The organism is Methylopila sp. Yamaguchi, from assembly GCF_002897035.1.
Classification (GTDB): Bacteria; Pseudomonadota; Alphaproteobacteria; order Rhizobiales; family Methylopilaceae; genus Methylopila.
The window spans coordinates 202,819-218,900 of sequence record NZ_BAUX01000008.1; the positions used below are offsets into that span (position 1 = coordinate 202,819).

General features: G+C 70.5%; 18 protein-coding genes and 1 pseudogene. 10 read left to right on the forward strand and 9 right to left on the reverse strand.

Features of this window, described 5'->3' with window-relative positions:
- Nucleotides 1-290: 290 nt before the first annotated feature.
- Entirely contained in the window at nt 291-584 is a 294-nt protein-coding gene (locus METY_RS11545; RefSeq protein WP_103121534.1) for a hypothetical protein, read from the forward strand.
- Between the two features lie 63 nt (nt 585-647).
- On the opposite strand, the gene METY_RS11550 is transcribed toward METY_RS11545, so the two are convergent.
- Entirely contained in the window at nt 648-1,205 is a 558-nt protein-coding gene (locus tag METY_RS11550) for a hypothetical protein (protein ID WP_103121535.1), read from the reverse strand.
- Nucleotides 1,206-1,561: 356 nt separating this feature from the next.
- Between METY_RS11550 and METY_RS11555 the strand changes: the two genes are divergently transcribed.
- Together METY_RS11555 and METY_RS11560 are read left to right on the forward strand one after the other, a co-directional pair.
- Nucleotides 1,562-1,870 carry a hypothetical protein gene (locus METY_RS11555; protein WP_103121536.1) on the forward strand — a complete coding sequence of 103 codons (309 nt, stop codon included), beginning with the start codon at nt 1,562-1,564 and terminating at the stop codon, nt 1,868-1,870.
- A gap of 1,365 nt (nt 1,871-3,235) precedes the next feature.
- On the forward strand, nt 3,236-3,433 hold the full coding sequence (locus tag METY_RS11560) for a hypothetical protein (protein WP_244593616.1): 198 nt from the start codon (nt 3,236-3,238) through the stop codon (nt 3,431-3,433).
- Here METY_RS11560 and METY_RS21405 read toward each other — a convergent pair.
- Together METY_RS21405 and METY_RS11565 are read right to left on the reverse strand one after the other, a co-directional pair.
- Nucleotides 3,420-3,586, reverse strand: a pseudogene (locus tag METY_RS21405) (IS1595 family transposase); the annotation flags it as partial. The gene METY_RS11560 and the pseudogene METY_RS21405 overlap by 14 nt on opposite strands.
- 34 nt (nt 3,587-3,620) lie before the next feature.
- Nucleotides 3,621-4,118 carry a YcgN family cysteine cluster protein gene (locus tag METY_RS11565; protein ID WP_200819663.1) on the reverse strand — a complete coding sequence of 166 codons (498 nt, stop codon included), beginning with the start codon at nt 4,116-4,118 and terminating at the stop codon, nt 3,621-3,623.
- 157 nt (nt 4,119-4,275) lie between these two features.
- On the opposite strand from METY_RS11565, the gene METY_RS11570 reads away from it, so the two are divergent.
- Genes METY_RS11570 through METY_RS11580 form a run of 3 tightly spaced genes read left to right on the forward strand, consistent with a single transcriptional unit; the run spans nt 4,276 to nt 7,552 of the window.
- The gene (locus METY_RS11570) at nt 4,276-6,399 is read left to right on the forward strand and encodes a transglycosylase domain-containing protein (RefSeq protein ID WP_244593617.1); all 2,124 of its coding nucleotides are present in this window, start codon (nt 4,276-4,278) and stop codon (nt 6,397-6,399) included.
- A 14-nt stretch (nt 6,400-6,413) separates the two neighbouring features.
- Nucleotides 6,414-6,992 carry a DUF1214 domain-containing protein gene (locus METY_RS11575; RefSeq protein WP_103121540.1) on the forward strand — a complete coding sequence of 193 codons (579 nt, stop codon included), beginning with the start codon at nt 6,414-6,416 and terminating at the stop codon, nt 6,990-6,992.
- Nucleotides 6,989-7,552, forward strand: coding sequence for a DUF1254 domain-containing protein (locus METY_RS11580; RefSeq protein WP_103121541.1), 564 nt, complete (start codon nt 6,989-6,991; stop codon nt 7,550-7,552). Before METY_RS11575 ends, METY_RS11580 begins: the two co-directional genes overlap by 4 nt.
- Here the strand turns inward: METY_RS11580 and METY_RS11585 are convergent.
- Entirely contained in the window at nt 7,542-8,297 is a 756-nt protein-coding gene (locus METY_RS11585) for a hypothetical protein (RefSeq protein WP_103121542.1), read from the reverse strand. The genes METY_RS11580 and METY_RS11585 overlap by 11 nt on opposite strands.
- A gap of 493 nt (nt 8,298-8,790) precedes the next feature.
- Here METY_RS11585 and METY_RS11595 point away from each other — a divergent pair, with 493 nt between their 5' ends.
- Nucleotides 8,791-9,921 carry a DUF2336 domain-containing protein gene (locus METY_RS11595; RefSeq protein ID WP_103121544.1) on the forward strand — a complete coding sequence of 377 codons (1,131 nt, stop codon included), beginning with the start codon at nt 8,791-8,793 and terminating at the stop codon, nt 9,919-9,921.
- A 9-nt stretch (nt 9,922-9,930) separates the two neighbouring features.
- Here METY_RS11595 and METY_RS11600 read toward each other — a convergent pair whose 3' ends face one another.
- From METY_RS11600 to METY_RS11610, 3 genes are read right to left on the reverse strand one after another with little or no spacing between them, the layout of a single operon-like run.
- Nucleotides 9,931-10,269 carry a DUF1491 family protein gene (locus METY_RS11600; protein ID WP_103121545.1) on the reverse strand — a complete coding sequence of 113 codons (339 nt, stop codon included), beginning with the start codon at nt 10,267-10,269 and terminating at the stop codon, nt 9,931-9,933.
- Nucleotides 10,270-10,288: 19 nt separating this feature from the next.
- Nucleotides 10,289-11,041 (reverse strand): peptidoglycan-binding domain-containing protein, encoded by a 753-nt coding sequence (locus METY_RS11605; RefSeq protein ID WP_103121546.1) that lies wholly within the window; start codon nt 11,039-11,041, stop codon nt 10,289-10,291.
- A complete protein-coding gene (locus METY_RS11610; protein WP_103121547.1) occupies nt 11,034-12,791 on the reverse strand; it encodes a PAS domain-containing sensor histidine kinase in 1,758 nt (585 codons plus the stop codon). Before METY_RS11610 ends, METY_RS11605 begins: the two co-directional genes overlap by 8 nt.
- Before the next feature lie 374 nt (nt 12,792-13,165).
- Between METY_RS11610 and METY_RS11615 the strand changes: the two genes are divergently transcribed.
- Nucleotides 13,166-13,555 (forward strand): DUF5330 domain-containing protein, encoded by a 390-nt coding sequence (locus tag METY_RS11615; RefSeq protein ID WP_103121548.1) that lies wholly within the window; start codon nt 13,166-13,168, stop codon nt 13,553-13,555.
- Between the two features lie 95 nt (nt 13,556-13,650).
- Nucleotides 13,651-14,094: a SufE family protein gene (locus tag METY_RS11620; RefSeq protein ID WP_103121574.1), complete on the forward strand. Its 444-nt coding sequence runs from the start codon at nt 13,651-13,653 to the stop codon at nt 14,092-14,094.
- On the opposite strand, the gene METY_RS11625 is transcribed toward METY_RS11620, so the two are convergent.
- Nucleotides 14,089-14,916 (reverse strand): DUF6456 domain-containing protein, encoded by an 828-nt coding sequence (locus METY_RS11625; protein ID WP_444849082.1) that lies wholly within the window; start codon nt 14,914-14,916, stop codon nt 14,089-14,091. The genes METY_RS11620 and METY_RS11625 overlap by 6 nt on opposite strands.
- Before the next feature lie 107 nt (nt 14,917-15,023).
- Here METY_RS11625 and METY_RS21090 point away from each other — a divergent pair, with 107 nt between their 5' ends.
- Complete coding sequence (locus METY_RS21090) at nt 15,024-15,371, forward strand: DUF6477 family protein (protein WP_160147350.1); 348 nt, start codon at nt 15,024-15,026, stop codon at nt 15,369-15,371.
- Nucleotides 15,372-15,441: 70 nt separating this feature from the next.
- On the opposite strand, the gene METY_RS11635 is transcribed toward METY_RS21090, so the two are convergent.
- A complete protein-coding gene (locus tag METY_RS11635; RefSeq protein ID WP_103121575.1) occupies nt 15,442-15,858 on the reverse strand; it encodes a MucR family transcriptional regulator in 417 nt (138 codons plus the stop codon).
- Between the last annotated feature and the right edge of the window lie 224 nt (nt 15,859-16,082).

A 16,082-nucleotide genomic window follows, 5' to 3' on the forward strand; every position in this document is an offset into this window, starting at 1 on the left:
TTTTTCGTGCCGGCGCGCCCGCGCTCCTCAGGGCCGCACTCGCCCTGGTCAAATCTCGCCCAGCGCCCTGCAACTTTTTTGAGCGCGGGGTGTTTAACGTTTGATCGATCGAAAAAGCGATCCGCCGCGCCGCTTCTTCAAGGTTTCTGCGTCCCATGTCGCAGTCGCGCCGCCGCCGATCGCCGGACCTTTCTTTCGCACGGCCCTCGACGTCTTGCCGGTCGTCTTCCGACGACGGCCGGCCGCGCTCGGCCGAGCTTCTTCATCAACAAACCACTTTGGGAGACGTCATGACCACCAAGATCGCCGCCGGCTTCGCCGCCCTGCTCATCGCCGCGTCCTCGACCGTCGCCATGGCGCAGGCCACCGGCAAGGAGAACAACGCCACCTCCGGCTCGCAGCCCGGCGTCGGACCGAACTCCGGCCCCGAGGTGAAGGGCCAGTCCGGCATGACGGGTTCGGGCGCCGCCTCCGGCTCCGGCCAGATGAAGGACAACACGCCGACCTCCGCCGGCACGGTCGACAACAAGGCCGAGGGCCCGCGCGGCCACAGCGAAAAGCCGACCACCGGCTCGGGCAAGTAAGCGCCCCGCTAAAACCTGCGAAGCCCCTGTCCCTGCGGCCGGGGCTTTCGCATGCGCGGGGCTTTACGCTCCCTCCTCGTACATCTTGCGCATGGCGGCGATCCGCCGGGCGAGCTCCTCCCGCATCGCCTCCACGTCGACCTCCGGCTCGCTCGCCCTGCCCGCGGCCCGACCCTTCCGCGGCGCGGCGTCCGCCCGCCGTAGCTTCTCCACCTCGTTCAGCGCCTGCGCCAGCCGCCACAGCGTCCGCGCCGCGCGCTCGCTGTCGATCAGGTCGAGCGCCGCCCGGGCCGCCCGGAGCTGCAGCCCCTCGATCGCCGCGATCTGCCCAAGGATCGCGGCCTCCGCCCGCTCGGCGGAGGAGCGCTTGTCCTCCTCCCAGGCCCGGCCATAGGCCGCGATCCCGGGATCCGCGCTCGTCAGGGCCTCGCGCGCGATGGCGTCGCTCTCCTCCACCCGCAGCCGTCGCCGCCGCCAGCCCCAGTCCTTCACCCGGCGGTAGAAGGTGTTGACGCCGAGCCCCATCAGCCGCGCGATGTCGGCGGGGCTGACGTCGGTCTCCTCATAGAGCGTGCGCGCCCGCTCGATCTCCTCGGCCGAATGCGCCCGAAACGCCGGCATGCCGCTCCCTCCTGCGCGAAGCCGCCCCGCAAGCGGCCCCATCTTCGCGCCACCATATAGGATTTTCTTCTTAAACTCCAGCGTGCGCCGGAGTCCCCCGCCTCATGCGGCGGCGCCCTGCAACTTTCTCGCGCGTCGCGTGTTGAGGTCTTAACCGACCGACGATGGCGGCGCCGGGTTGGAGCGCATCTCGCGCGTTCCAAAGGCGAGGCCTCCAAAAACCTTCGTCGCATCACCCTAACGCGTCCGTTGCGGAACTGCGGCGTCTCCCGTTCGCCGCGCCAATGCTTTTGCGCTGCGTGCGACGATGCACATCATCCGGCGGACACACAGACAGTTCTTTTCAGGAGACCTTCATGACCCGCACAAATGCTTTCACCGCCGGCGCCGCCGCTCTGCTCCTCGCCGCCTCGTCGGGTCTCGCCATGGCGCAGACCGCCGGCACGCCCAACGCCGACGCGTCCACGCAGCCAAGCGCACCGAACTCCAGCATGCAGACCCAGGGTTCGGTCGGCGGCGGCGCGACGACCTCAGGCGCTTCGGGCGCGACCTCCGGCTCCATGGGCTCGACCTCTGGCGCCACGGAGACGAAGCCGAGCACCGGCGCCGCCACCGACAAGACCATGCCGAGCGACCACGGCCCGGCCAGCGGCGCCGGCCGCTAAGCCTCACGGCCGTTGCGCCTTGGAAAACCCCGGCTCCCCAAGCCGGGGTTTTTGCGTGTGCGGGCCTCGGTGGGGCGACCGTCCCGGCGCCTCACAGTCCGCATCGTTTCAAGCCGCTCCGTAGTCTGACCGCTCCATCGCAGCACCCATCTCGGTCGTCGAGCCGGCGTGGGACATGGATTGGTCACGCGGAGAGGACGACGGCGACATCTCACGGGAGGGCTCGTCCCGGCCTTGAGCCGGGACCCAGAAACGCGACGGGCGTCGGCCCGCGCGATCGTTCGGCGATCCGCGGGGGTCTGGATCCGGCCCAAGGCCGGGACACCGCCGCGCGGCCAGGGACGCCGGCCTGGCTCGAGGCCGGACGAACCCCGCCAGTCCTGCGGCCGCCGCCGTCCAGCATGATCATCTTGCTTGAATCAAAGACGCGATCCAGCCCCCAGTTCCTCGCTGTCTCGCAAAGGACGAAGAGATGGCCGCGCCCGCCTCGTCCCCACGTCCCTCCGGGCCACCCGCCCCGTCGTCCTCCGGCTTGTCCGGACGACCCACGTCAAGCGTCGCGCTCCGCGTCGGACAGGGATGGTCCGGTCAAGCCGGACCATGACGGCGTCGAGCGAGGGGGCGCGCGACGCCGGGGCCGCCATCACCCAGGCGCAGCCGGGCGCAGCCGGGCATCCACGACTGTCTTCGTCACGGGCGCCGCTCGACGCCCAAGTCGTGGATACCCGCGCGAAGGCGCGGACATGACGGCGCGCTCTTGTAGAACCACCGGCGCAGACCCGCCGCGCCTTCCGAAAACGGCGACGCCGCGCCCCCTCTCCCCTTGCGGAAGAGGGCTGGGGTGAGGGTTCGTCTGAGCCGCCCTCCCCACCGCCGAGGACGTCCCGGACGACCCCTCATCCGGCCGACGGCGAACGCCGCCGTCCACCCTCTCCGGCAATGGGAGAAGGGACGCCCGCGGCTCGCGCCCCTCCGGGTCGTCCTCCGGCTTGACCGGAGGACCCATCTCGGGCGTCGCGCGCCACGTCAGACATGGATGGTCCGGACAAGCCGGACCATGACGGCGCGCGGGTGAGAACGCAGGGCGACGTCTGGGCCGCCCTCCCCGTCATGCCCGGCGCAGCCGGGCATCCACGACTGCCTTCGTGATGGGCGCCGCTCGACGCCCAAGAGCAAGCGCACCAACAATCCAGAGGCGTTTGGGGCCTGTCTCGGCTAGATTAGGCCTGCGAGGTGGCTGTCGGGTGGCGCTCCGGTCGAAGCGCCCTTGCGGTAAACCTGACATCCCGAAAGGCGGTCCGGCGGCCTCGCGTCTCACTGAGAGAAGCGCGCAGGCATGTCCGATCCAGAAGAAAGACGCCCATCGTGCCGGTGACGACGGCCGAAAGCGACGAGGCCTTTAAAGTGCGGGAGCATCGGCGCGAGCGCCGGGCGGTTGCCATTGCTCTAGCCGGTGGGACTGAACCGCCTGCGCTTAAGGCTTTTGGCGACCCTTGGGATGGCGATAAGGACGGCAAGGTCTGGAACCCTGACGATCCGACGCTCATTCGCGCTCCTCTTTGAGGTTCGCCGGGCGGATATGGCCGCCCAAATAGGGGCCGTCTATCTCGACCAAGTCTTCAAGCGTCTCGCCTCGACCTCATCCGCCATCGCCTCGCGCAGCAGCTGGTGACAAAGGACGAAGGCCGTCTTCTGCTGGTAGTCGAAGTCGCGAGCCGGAGGCCGAAAACGCCCTTCGCGGCGTGGGACCTCACCCCCGCTTCGCCCCCTTCGGCCACTTAGCCGGCCAGCTGACCATGCGGTCCATCAGCTCCCACTCCGAGACGCCGGTCTCGGAGCTCACGCGGCCGCGGACCGACACCCCCGCCGTCACCACCGTCTCCGGATCGCCCGAGACCAGAGGGTGCCACGCGGGAAGATCCTTGCCCTCGTCGATCAGGCGGTAGGCGCAGGTGGGGGGGAGCCAGCCGATGTCCTCGACCACCTCGGGCGTCAGCCGGACGCAGTCCGGCACGTGCGCCTGGCGGTTGGGATAGTCCGAGCAGCGGCAGGTGCCGAGGTCGAACAGGCGGCAGGCGACGTCGGTGTAGGCGATGCGGTCGGTGTCCTCGTCCTGCAGCTTGAGCAGGCAGCAGCGGCCGCAGCCGTCGCACAGGCTCTCCCACTCCGGCGCCGACATTTCGGCCAGCGTCTTCACCCTCCAGAAGGGCGGTTCGGCTAGGCTTCCGGGTGCGGCCACGGGGGGTATGTCCTTCTGGGCTGGGGGCGGCGACGCTTCGGCTCTTGCGCTCCGGGCGCCGTCGGGTCAAGTCATTCCGGGGCCGGAACGACGCTTACGTTGAGAGAGGCATTCGGTGTTCGGGTTCGGCGCGCGGCCTAAGACGCTCGACACGAAACGACGCCTGTTGGCGCTCGATTCGTGGCTAGACCACACCTTCTGGACCATCGGGCCCGCGCTCTCGCGCTGGTGGGACGGGGTGTGCGCGGCCTTCGACGCCTTCCGCGTGCGCGGCTGGCGGCGCTGGACGGTCGAGATCCTGTGCGAGGGGCTGACGCTCGGGACCGCGGGCGCGCTCGTCATGCTCGCGCTCGCGCTGCCGGCCTTCCGCGAGACCGGGCCGGACTGGCTGAGCCGGGCCGATCTCTCCGTCACCTTCCTCGACCGGCACGGCTCCGAGATCGGCAAACGCGGGGTGATGCAGAACGACGGCATTCCCTTGAGCGAATACCCCGACCACCTGATCAAGGCGGCGCTCGCGACCGAGGACCGGCGGTTCTACACCCACTTCGGCATCGACGTTGCGGGCACGGCGCGGGCGCTGGTGCAGAACGCGCGGGCGAACGGCGTGGTGCAGGGCGGCTCGTCGATCACGCAGCAGCTCGCGAAGAACGTGTTCCTGACCAACGAGCGCACGCTGGAGCGCAAGATCAAGGAGGCGTTCCTCGCGTTCTGGCTCGAGTTCCACCTCTCGAAGGACGAGATCCTGAAGCTCTACCTCGACCGGGCCTATATGGGCGGCGGGGCCTTCGGGGTGGACGCGGCGGCGCACTTCTACTTCGGCAAGAGCGCGCGCGACGTGGACCTCGCCGAAAGCGCGATGCTGGCCGGCCTGTTCAAGGCGCCGACGAAATACGCGCCGCACGTCAACCTGGCGGCGGCGCGCGCGAGGGCGGCCACCGTGCTCGACAATCTGGTCGACGCCGGCTTCATGACCGAGGGGCAGGTGCAGCCGGCGCGGTTCCAGCCGGCGACGCCGAAGCCCACGGTCGCGGTCTCGAGCCCGGACTATTTCCTCGACTGGGCCTATGGCGAGATCCGCGCCATGGCGGACGCCGGCGCCTTCAAGGGGCAGCGGGTGCTCAGGGTCCGGACCGCGCTCGACCCGGCGCTGCAGCGCCACGCCGAGGAGGTGGTCGAGCGCATGCTGCGGCAGTACGGCGATTCCTACCGCGTCGACCAGGCGGCGGCGGTGATCCTGGAGCCGGAGGGCGGGGTGCGGGCGATGGTGGGCGGCCGGGACTACGGCCAGAGCCAGTTCAACCGCGCGGTCGACGCGCTGCGGCAGCCGGGCTCGTCGTTCAAGACCTATGTCTATGCGACGGCGTTCGCCTCGGGGAAGTTCACGCCCGACAGCGTGGTGTCGGACGCGGCGATCTGCGTCGGCAACTGGTGCCCGCGCAACTACGGTCGCCGGTTCGCCGGCAAAGTCCCCCTCATCACCGCTTTCGCCAAGAGTATCAATACCATACCGGTGCGGCTGGCGCTAGCGGTGGGGCAGAGGAACGTCATCGACATGGCCCACCGCATGGGGCTCAGGTCGAAACTCGACGTCGGGCGCGCCTTTGCGCTGGGCGTCGAGGAGGTGACGGTGCTGGACCACACCTCGGCTTACGGCACGCTTGCGAATGGCGGCCGGCGCGCGCCGCCGTTCGCGGCGATCGAGGTCGACGACTCCAAGGGCGCGGCGATCTGGCGGCGCGAGCGGGACGCCAAGCCCTTGCAGCAGGTCCTGGGCTATCCGGTCGTGGCGCAGATGAATCGCATGATGCTGGCCGTGGTCGAGAACGGCACCGGTGGTCGCGCCCGCCTCGACGGCGTCCAGGCCGGCGGCAAGACCGGCACCTCGCAGTCCTACCGCGACGCCTGGTTCATCGGCTTCACCGGCTCGCTGGTGGGCGGCGTCTGGTTCGGCAACGATGATTTCACCACGACGAAGGAGATGACGGGCGGCTCCCTGCCAGCCATGGCCTGGAAGGAGATCATGGCCTTCGCCCACCAGGGCGTCGCCCCGAAGCCGATCCCGGGGATAGCCCTTCCTGCCGCCTCCAAACCTGCGGTCGCCGAGGCCGCGCCCGAGGACGGCGCCGATGTGCGCCCGGTCGGCGCGCGCAATCTGTCGGACGGGGCGGCGAAGGTGCTGCAGGCCCTGATCGCCGACGTCGCGGCCGCGCGCCCGGCGGTCGGCCCACGGGCGGAACTCGTCACGCCGTTCTTCGCCGGGGCCGAACCCGCGACGGCCGCGCGCTAAGATCGGCCGCCGGCATGCGCCTCACCCTTCTGGTCATGATCGTCTTCGCGGTCGCCGCCGTGCTTGGCCTCGGGGCCACGCTGCGCGCGGTCACCCATGGCCTGCCGATCGGAGGGCTGACCATCGGGCCGTGGCGGGCCGATCCCGACATTGGCGGGCTGGGCGCGGATCCCTACCTGCGCGCGGGCGTCGCGCGCCGAGGCGAGGCGCCGCTCGCCTATGGCGACGGGGTCGCCTTCGAAGCGCGAACGGACGACGCGGGCCGCTCCTTGGACGCCGCCTGCGACTACACGCTGGAGGGCGACCTTCCCGCGGCCCGACTCTGGACGCTCATGCCTTTCTCGCCGGAAGGTGGCAGGCTCGAGACGGCGCTCGGCCGACGCGGAACGTCGAGCGCCGAAACGGTGCGGGTGATCGGACGGCCGATCGTCGTCGAACTCTCCCAGACCGCAAAGGCCGGCGACTGGATCCAGTTGCCGGCGAAAGGCGCCTTCGTTCTTCGGCTCGCGCTCTACGACACGGCGCTCGGCACGCCCCTCGCCCGCCGGACGCCGCCGCAGCTGTTGGCGGTCAAACGGGGCGCCTGCCGATGATGCGTCTGTTCTACGCCCTTGTGGTCGGCCTGTTCCTCGCCGGCGTCGTGCATGTGGGATCGCTGCTCGCGATACCGTCGCTCGCGCCGCGGGGGCCCTACGACCGGCTCGGAGCGCTTCAGGCCGACGGCCGCTTCGTGGCGCTGCCGGACGACGGCGCGACCGCGGATCTGCTCGCCTTTTCCGACCCATCCTTCGTGGTCGCCGCCTGCCGTTACGACCTTGCCGGCGGTCCGGTGACGGTGCGCGCCGCCCTGCCCTCGACCTATGGCGCGGTCGCGATCCACGAACGGCGGGGCGCGCCGTTCTATGCGCTCACCGACAAGGCGGCGACCAACGGGACGGTCGAGGTGGTGATCCTGCGGGAGAACGACGTGGCGGCGGCTGAGCAGGACGAAACCGCGCAGGCGCGGCCTTCGATCCGGATCGTCTCGCCAAGCGACGCCGGCTTCGTGCTGGTGCGGCTGTTCGCCCAGGCGCCGAGCGCACGTCCCGCGCTCAAGACGCTCGCCGAAAGCGCCACATGCGGCCGGTCGACGACTCCGACGTCTAACCCTTGAACACGCCGCGCGGCTTGCCGATCGGCCGCAGCGAAGCGAGCACGCGTTCGAGGATCGACAGCGAGGCCTCCACCGGCACCGCGGCGGGATCGGGCGTCTCCAGCACCAGCCGGTCCAGCGCGTAGCGGTAGGTCACCACCCGCTCGTCGAACGACAGCCGCACCCAGGCGATGAGCAGGCCGTTCTCGTCGATCCGGGCGTCGACGTTGGCCCGCTCGTCGGGGCGCAGCTCCGGCACGCGGGCGGCGGCGCGGTCCCGCGCCCGATCGCCCGCGGCGACGCGGGCGGCCGCGGCGAAGAACGGCTCGATCCGTGAAATGTCGGCTTCGATGTCCGCTTTCAGACGGGCGTAACGCGCGCCGCTCGAGCGGTAGGGCGTGGCGATGAGCGTCCGAACGTAGGACTCCTTCGCCACGCGCACCCGCTCGACGGGGAGCACGCGGGTGCGCGCGAGCTCGACGAGCGTGCGCTCCAACGTCTGCTCGGGGAGCGGCGGCATCACCACGCCCCAGGCGAGGTTCCGCATCTCGACTTCGTCGTCGGTCAGCCGGTAGCCCGAGACCGGCTCGCCACGCCCCCGCGCCGCGAGCGCGCCGGCGGCGGGCAGCAACGCGTCGTTGATGACGCTGGGCGCGGGCCGGCCGAAATCGCCCGTCTGGGCGCAGGCGCCGAGAGCCGCCGCCGAGAGCGCGAGGCTGATCGTCCGCGCCCCGGACGTCGCCGTCCGAAGCGCGGCGACGATCACGAAGCGGGCTGGCCGAGGTCTATGGCGGGGGAGCGCCCGCCCGCCGAGGCTGACCCGACGTCGAGCCGGCGCTCGTAACGGACGCCGGTGAAAAACAGGATTTCGGCGCCGGCGGTCGGTCGCGGACGGCGGTGAGTGACGGAGGATCGCGACGGCTGCCGCGGCTGAGTCTGAAACGCGAGCACGAGGCCCATAGGGACGCTCCCTGCCAAGAGGGGGTTCGGTTCGATCGCGGCCTAGAGGCGGACCGGCCGTCCGCAGGCCTTCTGTCCTCATTCAGCGATCTCTGTGGTTAACGAGTTGTTACCGGCTCGCGCTCAAGGCGCGCTCGACGGGGAGTGTTGCTTTAACACCACAACTTCAGGCTTTACCCGTGCGAGGGCGCGGTGTGCCGGGACGGGACGGTTAACGCGGCGCTAACCATGTCAGCCTTAGGTTCCGGAGGAGACAGCCGGCCCCTCCCTTGGCCGCGACTTCCCACCGGACGGATGCGATGAGCGACGACCTGCTGCCCATCGAAACGCTCGAGCGCCTGTCCCGGCAGGAGGGAGTCGACGTTCGACCGACCTTGATCCGAGTGCTGACAGACCTTTTCGTGCAGAAGGCGCACCACGCGCCCGAGGAGATCGCGCGCTACGAGGAGCTTGCGCTGCAGCTGCTCGACGTGGTGGACGCTGAAACCCGCACGATCGTCGCCCGCAAGCTCGCCGAGGACGAGCGGACGCCGGCCCGCCTGATCGCGCGGCTGCTCGACGACGCCCCGGAGGTCGCCGCCCCCATCATCGCGCGGTTCCCGCGTGTTCCCCGCACGCTGCTGCTGAGCCTCGCGCTCGACGGCGGCGTGCTCGAAGCCTGCGCCGTGGCGCGACGCGCCGACGTCGACGGAGACATGGTGCGGCTGCTCGCGCACCACCCCGACGACTTGGTGCTGGAGACGCTCGTGGCGAACCCCGCCGCGACGCCGTCCGACGCGGCCCTCGCCGCGCTTGTGACGCGAGGCCTTGGCGCGCCGGCGCTGGCGGCGGCGCTGCTGCGCCGGCGGGACTACGATCAGGCGGCGCTCGCCCCGCTGTACCTCATGGCCACTCCCGACCAGCGCGCCGCCATCCGCGCCGCGCTCGCCGAGCGGCCCTCACGCCCGCCGCTCGGGGTCCGCAACCTGCGCACGAGCGATCTTGTCGACGCCGCCATCCTCGAAGCGGCCGCCCAGAGCGGCAGCCGCCGGCTGGTCGCCGAAGCGATCGCCGACGCCCTCGGCCTGACGCCCGCCGTCGCCGCGCAGATGACGACGGAGCCAAGCGGCGAACCCTTCGTTCTCATGCTCAGGGCCGTGGGACTGGATCGCGACGCGATCGCTCGGGCGCTGCTCGTCGCCCAACCCGAGATCGCGCAGTCCGTGCCCCGGTTCTTCGATCTGGTGGAGATCGCCGACGCCACGCCGCGCGCCGCCGCGGCCGAGCTGGTGGCGGCCCTCACCGGGGTCGACCCCGTGACCGCCGCTCCTCGCCACGAGCCGATGTTCGATCCGTCCGGCACGCCCGAGCGCGCCGGTCAGGCCCGGTCGGCGCCGCGCCTGCGCCGGCCTGTCATCGCGCGCGGCAAGGAATCGGGTCGCTCGCGCTGAGCCGTTCGCTCAAAGGCCGTCGTCGAGAAAAGCCCGGCCGTCCCGGTCCTCGACGGCGATGATCCACACGTCCGAGTCGAAGCGCATCTCGCGGGCGAGGCGCTCCTCGATGGCCAGACCGTCGACGCCCTCCGCGACCCGTTCGAAGGTCCGCGCGCGGGCGTTCTCCACCTCGGCCTGAGGCGCCGGCGCATAGAGATCGTTGCGCCCATCGAGGCGATCGATCACGAGAAAGATTGCGCCCGCCTCCGGCGAGCCGCGGCGACGCACCAGCGCATAGGCCCCGGCCAGGTGGCAGCGCCTGACATAGGCCGCGACCCAGAAGTCCGATGTGAGCCGAGCGCTCATGTCCGCGCCTCTCCCGCGCTCACTCCAACGGCGCGCCCAGCACGGCCTGAAGCTGGCGCAGCGTCTGGGGGTTGGGCTCGCCGGTCACCGGCAGCTTCCGGTCGCGCTCGAATTCCTGCAGCGCGTTGCGGGTGGCGGCGCCCATCTTGCCGTCGCTCGCGACCGGTCCGTAGCCGAGCTTGGACAGGGCGCGCTGCACCGCCATCAGCTTCGGCCCGGCGACGCTCGTGGAGCCGGTCACGGCGGGCGACGGCGCAGGCGCAGGCACAGGGGTTCGCAACGCGGCCGAAGGCTTCGCCGCAGCAGACGGCGCGGGCTGAGGCGTCGGGACAGGTTTCGCAGGCGCGACCAGCAACGCGGCGAGCACGCGATCGCTTGGCTCTCCGTGGACCGGCAGGTCCGCGCTCCTCTCGAACGAGGTGATCGCCGCCGCGGTGCGCGCGCCCATCAGGCCATCGGCCGGACCGTCGTACTCGCCGCGCGCGCGCAGCGCCTCCTGGATCTGCGCGACCAGTTCGCTTCGCTGCGGGGTGGGCCGCGCCGGCGCCGCGGTCGGCGTTACGGCGGCGTCCTCGCCAAAGAACGGCGCCGGGTGGCGCCCCTCCTGCAGCAGCAGCGCGTTGACCAGAATGGTGGCGACGCCCGCCGCCGCGACGAGCCCAGCGAGGACGTCGACCGGACGGCGGCGGACGAGCTCGGCGATCCCGCTCCGGGCGGGGCGGTCGCGGAAGCTGTCGAGGGCGTCGAAGGAGCGTGCGGAGGGCTTAGGCACTCTGTCTCATCTCCTGTGCGTCGGACGTGGCGCGGCCGGCTCGCGGCGTAGAGGCCGCGCCGAGCGGCAGGTGGACGCTGACCCGCGTGCCGCGATCAACCACGCTTTCGATCGCCAGCCGGCCGCCGTGAAGCTCGACGAGCCCCCGCACGACCGAGAGGCCCAGACCCGAGCCCTCGTGCGGGCGGTCGAGCGCGCCGCTCGCCTGGAAGAACGCTTCGCCCAGGCGGTCGATATGCTCCGGCGCGATGCCGCACCCGGTGTCGCGCACGGCGAGGGTGAAGACGCGTCCGGCCGCTTGCGCTTCGAGGGTCACCGCGCCGCCGCGGGGGGTGAACTTGATCGCGTTGGAGAGCAGGTTCAGGGCCATCTGGGTCAAAGCGCGGGGGTCCGCCACCACCTTCGGCAAGCCGGGCGCGATCTCCGCGGCCAGGCGCACCCCGGCCGCCTCCGCTTTTAGCGCCACCATGCCAAGGCAATGCTCGACGATGGGCCCGACCTCGCAGGGCTCCGGGTACACCGCGAAGCAGCCGGTCTCGATCTTCGACATGTCCAGGATGCCATTGACCACGTCGAGCAGGTGGAGGCCGGACTGATGGATGAGCGCGGCGTAATCCGACCGACGCGCCGGCTCCAGGCGGCAGAGACGCTCGTCGGTCAGAATCTCCGAGAAGCCGATGATGGCGTTGAGCGGCGTCCGCAACTCGTGGCTCATGGTCGCGAGAAAACGGGTCTTGGCGAGGCTGGCGCGGTCGGCGTCCTGGCGTGCGGCGAGCAGCGCCTCTTCGTGCGCCTTGCGGTCGGACACGTCGCGGAAAGCCGCGAGCACAGGCGCATCGACGAGGTCAGCTGGCGCCAGGCGAGCGCGCATCTCGAGCCAGACGAAGGGCTCGGGGGCCTGGGCGGCCTGGCCGGAGACGGCGCGGCGGGCGCGGATCTCGAGGGTCGTTTCGACGCCCCGCGCGGCTGCGGCGAGCGCGTGCAGGAAGGCGGGGCGGTCCGCGATATGGATCCGATCGAACAGACCGCGTCCGACGAGGTCGCGGGGAGCGACGCCGAGCAGGCCCACGGCGGCGGGAGACGCTGAGGTCACCGTGCCGTCCGGCGCGTGGCGGGTCACGAGGTCGCTGACGGCGCCGGCGAAGAGATCGAACCGCGCCCGGCCGGCGCGGCTCAGAGCGTCGCCCTCCCCCACCGTTTCCGCCGCGCGGAGCGCCAACGCCAGCGCGCAGACGCTCGCCCCGAACACGCCGAGCGCCGTCAGGACGGGGCCCGCGGGCGCGGCCGTCGGCGTCAGTGCGGCGGCGTCGAGGCCAAGCAGCAGCGCCACCGCTCCCCCGGCCGCCGCGATGGCGATCCCCACGGCCCGGCGTGAGCCGGAGAGCCCGGCCTCGAGCGGCGCAAGCACAAGCCAGGGCAGAGCAATCGAGGCGAGCCCTCCCGTCGACAGCGACACGGCGACCACCAGGATGACGATCGAGAGGGCCGACAGCGTATGGGCGCGCACCAGATCGCCGGTACGGGAGAGGTTGAGCGCGATCAGGATCGGCGCGAGCAGCCAGCAGAACGCCGCGAGCTCGAGCGGCGACGCGGCGTGGCCGGACGCGAGCAGGCCGGGGAGCGCAGCGAAGGGCGCGACGCCGCCCAGGATGTGCGACAGCAGGAAGGCGCGGTGCCGGGCGGACGCAAGCGCATCGTCGGCGACGGAGGGGTGAACCCAGCCGGCGACGTGCTCCAGGACCGCTTTCATGGCGCCGATTTGTCGCAAAGACTCTTACTCCGACTGCCGGCGTGGAAGCGACGGCGGCCCGGCGCGACACTGGTCCCGGGCCTCGTTTCGACGAACAGATTGGCTCCCGAGGTTTAAACGGAACGCTAAAACCAGCCCGGTCTTGGCTGTAAAGCGTTGACGATGACGCGATGGTCGCAGCAACGCCTCATGACTTTCTGAAACATTGATGAAAACTTGCCGAAATGTGAACGCAGGCGTCGCAAGTTGAAAGACCTCGTTGAACGAGGCTTAGAATGATCCTGTTATCGTCCCTGCTATCGACGGTGAAGACGCGCGGACCATATCTCCGCAAGCGCGCAAGACCGCAGGGATTCACGGCAGGCAGGGGCCTCATGATGTTTCTCATCCGCACGGCGTTCTGGATTTCGGTGCTGCTGCTGGTGCTTCCCCTCGGCGGCGCGATGAAGGGCGATGGGCCGAACGCGGAGGAGCGCGCGTCCATCGACGCGATGGCGGCGCTGGCGGCGGCGGGCGCGACGATCTCGGACATGCGGAGCTTCTGCGAACGTCAGCCCGACGCCTGCGACGTCGGCTCAAAAGCGCTTCAGGTCATGAGCGACCGCGCCCGCAACGGCGCGGCGATGATCCAGGACTACCTCGGAAGCGAGGGCGCGCCGGCGGCGCCGGCGAAGGCTGTCTCCACGGCGACGGGCGGGCGCGACACGCTCACTCCGGCTGACCGCAAACCCTCCTGGCGCGGCCCGGGCTCTCCGTCCGCCTGAGGTCACTCGCGACGTTGGCGCGCGGAGATCCTCGTTTTCCTTTGCAGACCGCGGCGGAAGCGACTACCTCGCCACAGACTGACGAGGACGCGGCCGTGGCGCAGAACATCGACGAGATCATCGAGGGCTTCGAGTTCATCGACGATTGGGAGGAGCGGATTCGCTACCTCATCGAACTCGGCCGCGAACTCGCGCCCTTGGCTGAAGCCGACAGGACTCCCGAGACCAAGGTCCAGGGCTGCGCCAGCCAAGTCTGGCTCGCGACCGACGTCGGCGAGGGCGAGAATCCCATCCTGACCTTCCGCGGCGACAGCGACGCCCACCTCGTGCGCGGCCTCGTCGCCGTGATGATCGCTCTCTACTCCGGCAAGCGCGCCCGCGAGATTCTCGCGACCGACGCCGGCGAGGTGATGGAGCGCATCAAGCTTCGCGAGCATCTGACGCCGCAACGCTCGAACGGGCTTCGCTCCATGGTCGAGCGCATCAAGCGCGAGGCTGCGGCGGCGAGCGGCGTCGGAGCCTCGCACGCGGCGTCATGAGCCGTCGGGCGCGCCGTCGAGGGTGGGACGCGCGCCTTCGCCCCGCCAGGAGGCGACGTTCCCGTTACGGGCCGGACCTTTCGCCGATTCCGCATAACCATAGTGCCGCGCAAGCGCCTTGAGCGCGAACCCTAGCGCCAGCTTTCCACCCCGCGCCGGCCAGCCCCGCTCTCGCTCCACCGCCTCGATCCCCTTCAGCAGACAGCAGACGTCGACGAGCACACCGCTGAGCTCCGGCCCGACGCTCGCGAGCGCTCTCGACACCCGTCCCCGGGCGGCGACGACCGAGTCCGCGAGATCGACCCCGACGCCCGCTCCGCCACGCCGGCCGCTCGCGATCGACGCCTCCCAGTTCGCCGTCACGCGCGGGGTCATCTGGCCGCGCGTGAAATCGGCCCGCAACCGCTCCCCCGCGAGGGTCTCGCTGGCGGAGATCAACGGGCGGCCGTCCCGGCCCTTGCGTCGCGCGAGCCAGGCAAGCGGGCTCTCGTCGAGATCGACCTCGACTTCGCGGGCCACGCCGTCGACCTCCACAGTGCGGCGGCCGATCGTGAGGTGCTGCGCCCGGAAGCCGTCCGCGCCGCCGGCCTCGCGCGCCAGCCGGGCCCGTCCCGCGGGCGTGGCGACGGGCCGGCCGTCGACGTTTCGAACGGCCCAGCCTTCCGCGATCAGGGCGTCGATCCCCTCCCCAGCGCCGGGCGGCGCGTCGGCGGCCACGCGCGCGAGCGCCCGCAGCATCGAGGTCGACGTGTCTCCTGCTCGCTTGGCGCGCCGTCCCTTCTCCCCGCCCGCGTCGCGTCGTCGGGATTGTCCATCCGCCATCGTCCATCCTCCCTAATAGGATTTCGAGTTTGATATAGGATTTTTTTCTTGTCTAGAGGACGAGTTTCGTCGACCTTGGGTTCCGGACCAGACAGGGAGATCAAGCGATGGACGGAACTGGCTCGACGAACGCAGAACGACGCGGAGGTCATGCCGCGAGCGCGAGCGCGACCGCGCTGCACGCGGCCGCGCAAAAGGGCTTGAACGTGGTCGTGCGCGCCGGCGCCGAAGCCTACGACCGGAGGCGCCGCCTGCCGCGGCTGATCCCCTGCGCCCCGGACGACCTCGAAACGCCCTCGCCCGAGGCCCGGCAGGCCATCGTCGACCGGCTCGCCGCAGCCCTGGAGGCGGAGCGTCGCCGGGGCCGCGCCCGCTGCTGGACCTACGACCTGAACCGCCACATCGCGCTGGCGCAGGCCTACGCAGCGGAGACCTCCGCAGACGGGCTCGCATAACCTCGCCTAAAACGAAGACGCCGCCCGGCGGGACCGGGCGGCGTCGCAAAATGCAAGTAGAACTGGAGACTTAGCCGCGCTTGCCGCGCTGCTGGCCCAGGCCCATCTTCTTCGCAAGCTCGGACCGCGCGGCAGCGTAGTTCGGCGCCACCATCGGGTAGTCCGCCGGCAGGCCCCACTTCTCGCGATACTCTTCCGGGCTCATGTCGTACTGCGTGCGCAGATGGCGCTTCAGCGACTTGAACTTCTTGCCGTCCTCCAGGCAGATGATGAAGTCGGAGGTCACGGACTTCTTCACCGGCACCGCCGGCTTGAGCGCCTCCGCGGTCGGCTCGGACACGCCGGTCGAGATCCGCGCGAGCGCGCCGTGGATCTCGTTGATGAGCACGGGAAGATCGGCCGGAGCGACCGAGTTGTTGCTGACGTAAGCCGAAACGATTTCGGCGGCCAGTTCGATGTAGCTGTCAGAGATCGCGTCGTCGCTCATGTAATCCCGCATCCATGGGTTTTGCGCGAGCCCTGAGAGGCGCATCGGCCAGTCGCCGCGCTTTTGATGACGTGCTTGCTTCCGCTGGCGACGCTTCGACTCAGACGCTGATCGGACCGCCCCCGCAAGACTTCTCGCTAGATAGACAATCTGCGGCTAACAGGCAAGTTCTCCCCACGCCGCTCCGCATGTTTTGTTTGTGAACGCTTATGATGACTGCGGTT

Coding starts and splice junctions, on each gene's coding strand:
- METY_RS11550 (WP_103121535.1), bottom strand. CDS start 1,205: ATGCCGGCGTTTCGGGCGCATTCGGCCGAGGAGATCGAGCGGGCGCGC.
- METY_RS11595 (WP_103121544.1), top strand. CDS start 8,791: ATGAGCGACGACCTGCTGCCCATCGAAACGCTCGAGCGCCTGTCCCGG.
- METY_RS11610 (WP_103121547.1), bottom strand. CDS start 12,791: ATGAAAGCGGTCCTGGAGCACGTCGCCGGCTGGGTTCACCCCTCCGTC.
- METY_RS11580 (WP_103121541.1), top strand. CDS start 6,989: ATGATGCGTCTGTTCTACGCCCTTGTGGTCGGCCTGTTCCTCGCCGGC.
- METY_RS11575 (WP_103121540.1), top strand. CDS start 6,414: ATGCGCCTCACCCTTCTGGTCATGATCGTCTTCGCGGTCGCCGCCGTG.
- METY_RS11555 (WP_103121536.1), top strand. CDS start 1,562: ATGACCCGCACAAATGCTTTCACCGCCGGCGCCGCCGCTCTGCTCCTC.
- METY_RS11545 (WP_103121534.1), top strand. CDS start 291: ATGACCACCAAGATCGCCGCCGGCTTCGCCGCCCTGCTCATCGCCGCG.
- METY_RS11615 (WP_103121548.1), top strand. CDS start 13,166: ATGATGTTTCTCATCCGCACGGCGTTCTGGATTTCGGTGCTGCTGCTG.
- METY_RS11635 (WP_103121575.1), bottom strand. CDS start 15,858: ATGAGCGACGACGCGATCTCTGACAGCTACATCGAACTGGCCGCCGAA.
- METY_RS21090 (WP_160147350.1), top strand. CDS start 15,024: ATGGACGGAACTGGCTCGACGAACGCAGAACGACGCGGAGGTCATGCC.
- METY_RS11600 (WP_103121545.1), bottom strand. CDS start 10,269: ATGAGCGCTCGGCTCACATCGGACTTCTGGGTCGCGGCCTATGTCAGG.
- METY_RS11625 (WP_444849082.1), bottom strand. CDS start 14,916: ATGGCGGATGGACAATCCCGACGACGCGACGCGGGCGGGGAGAAGGGA.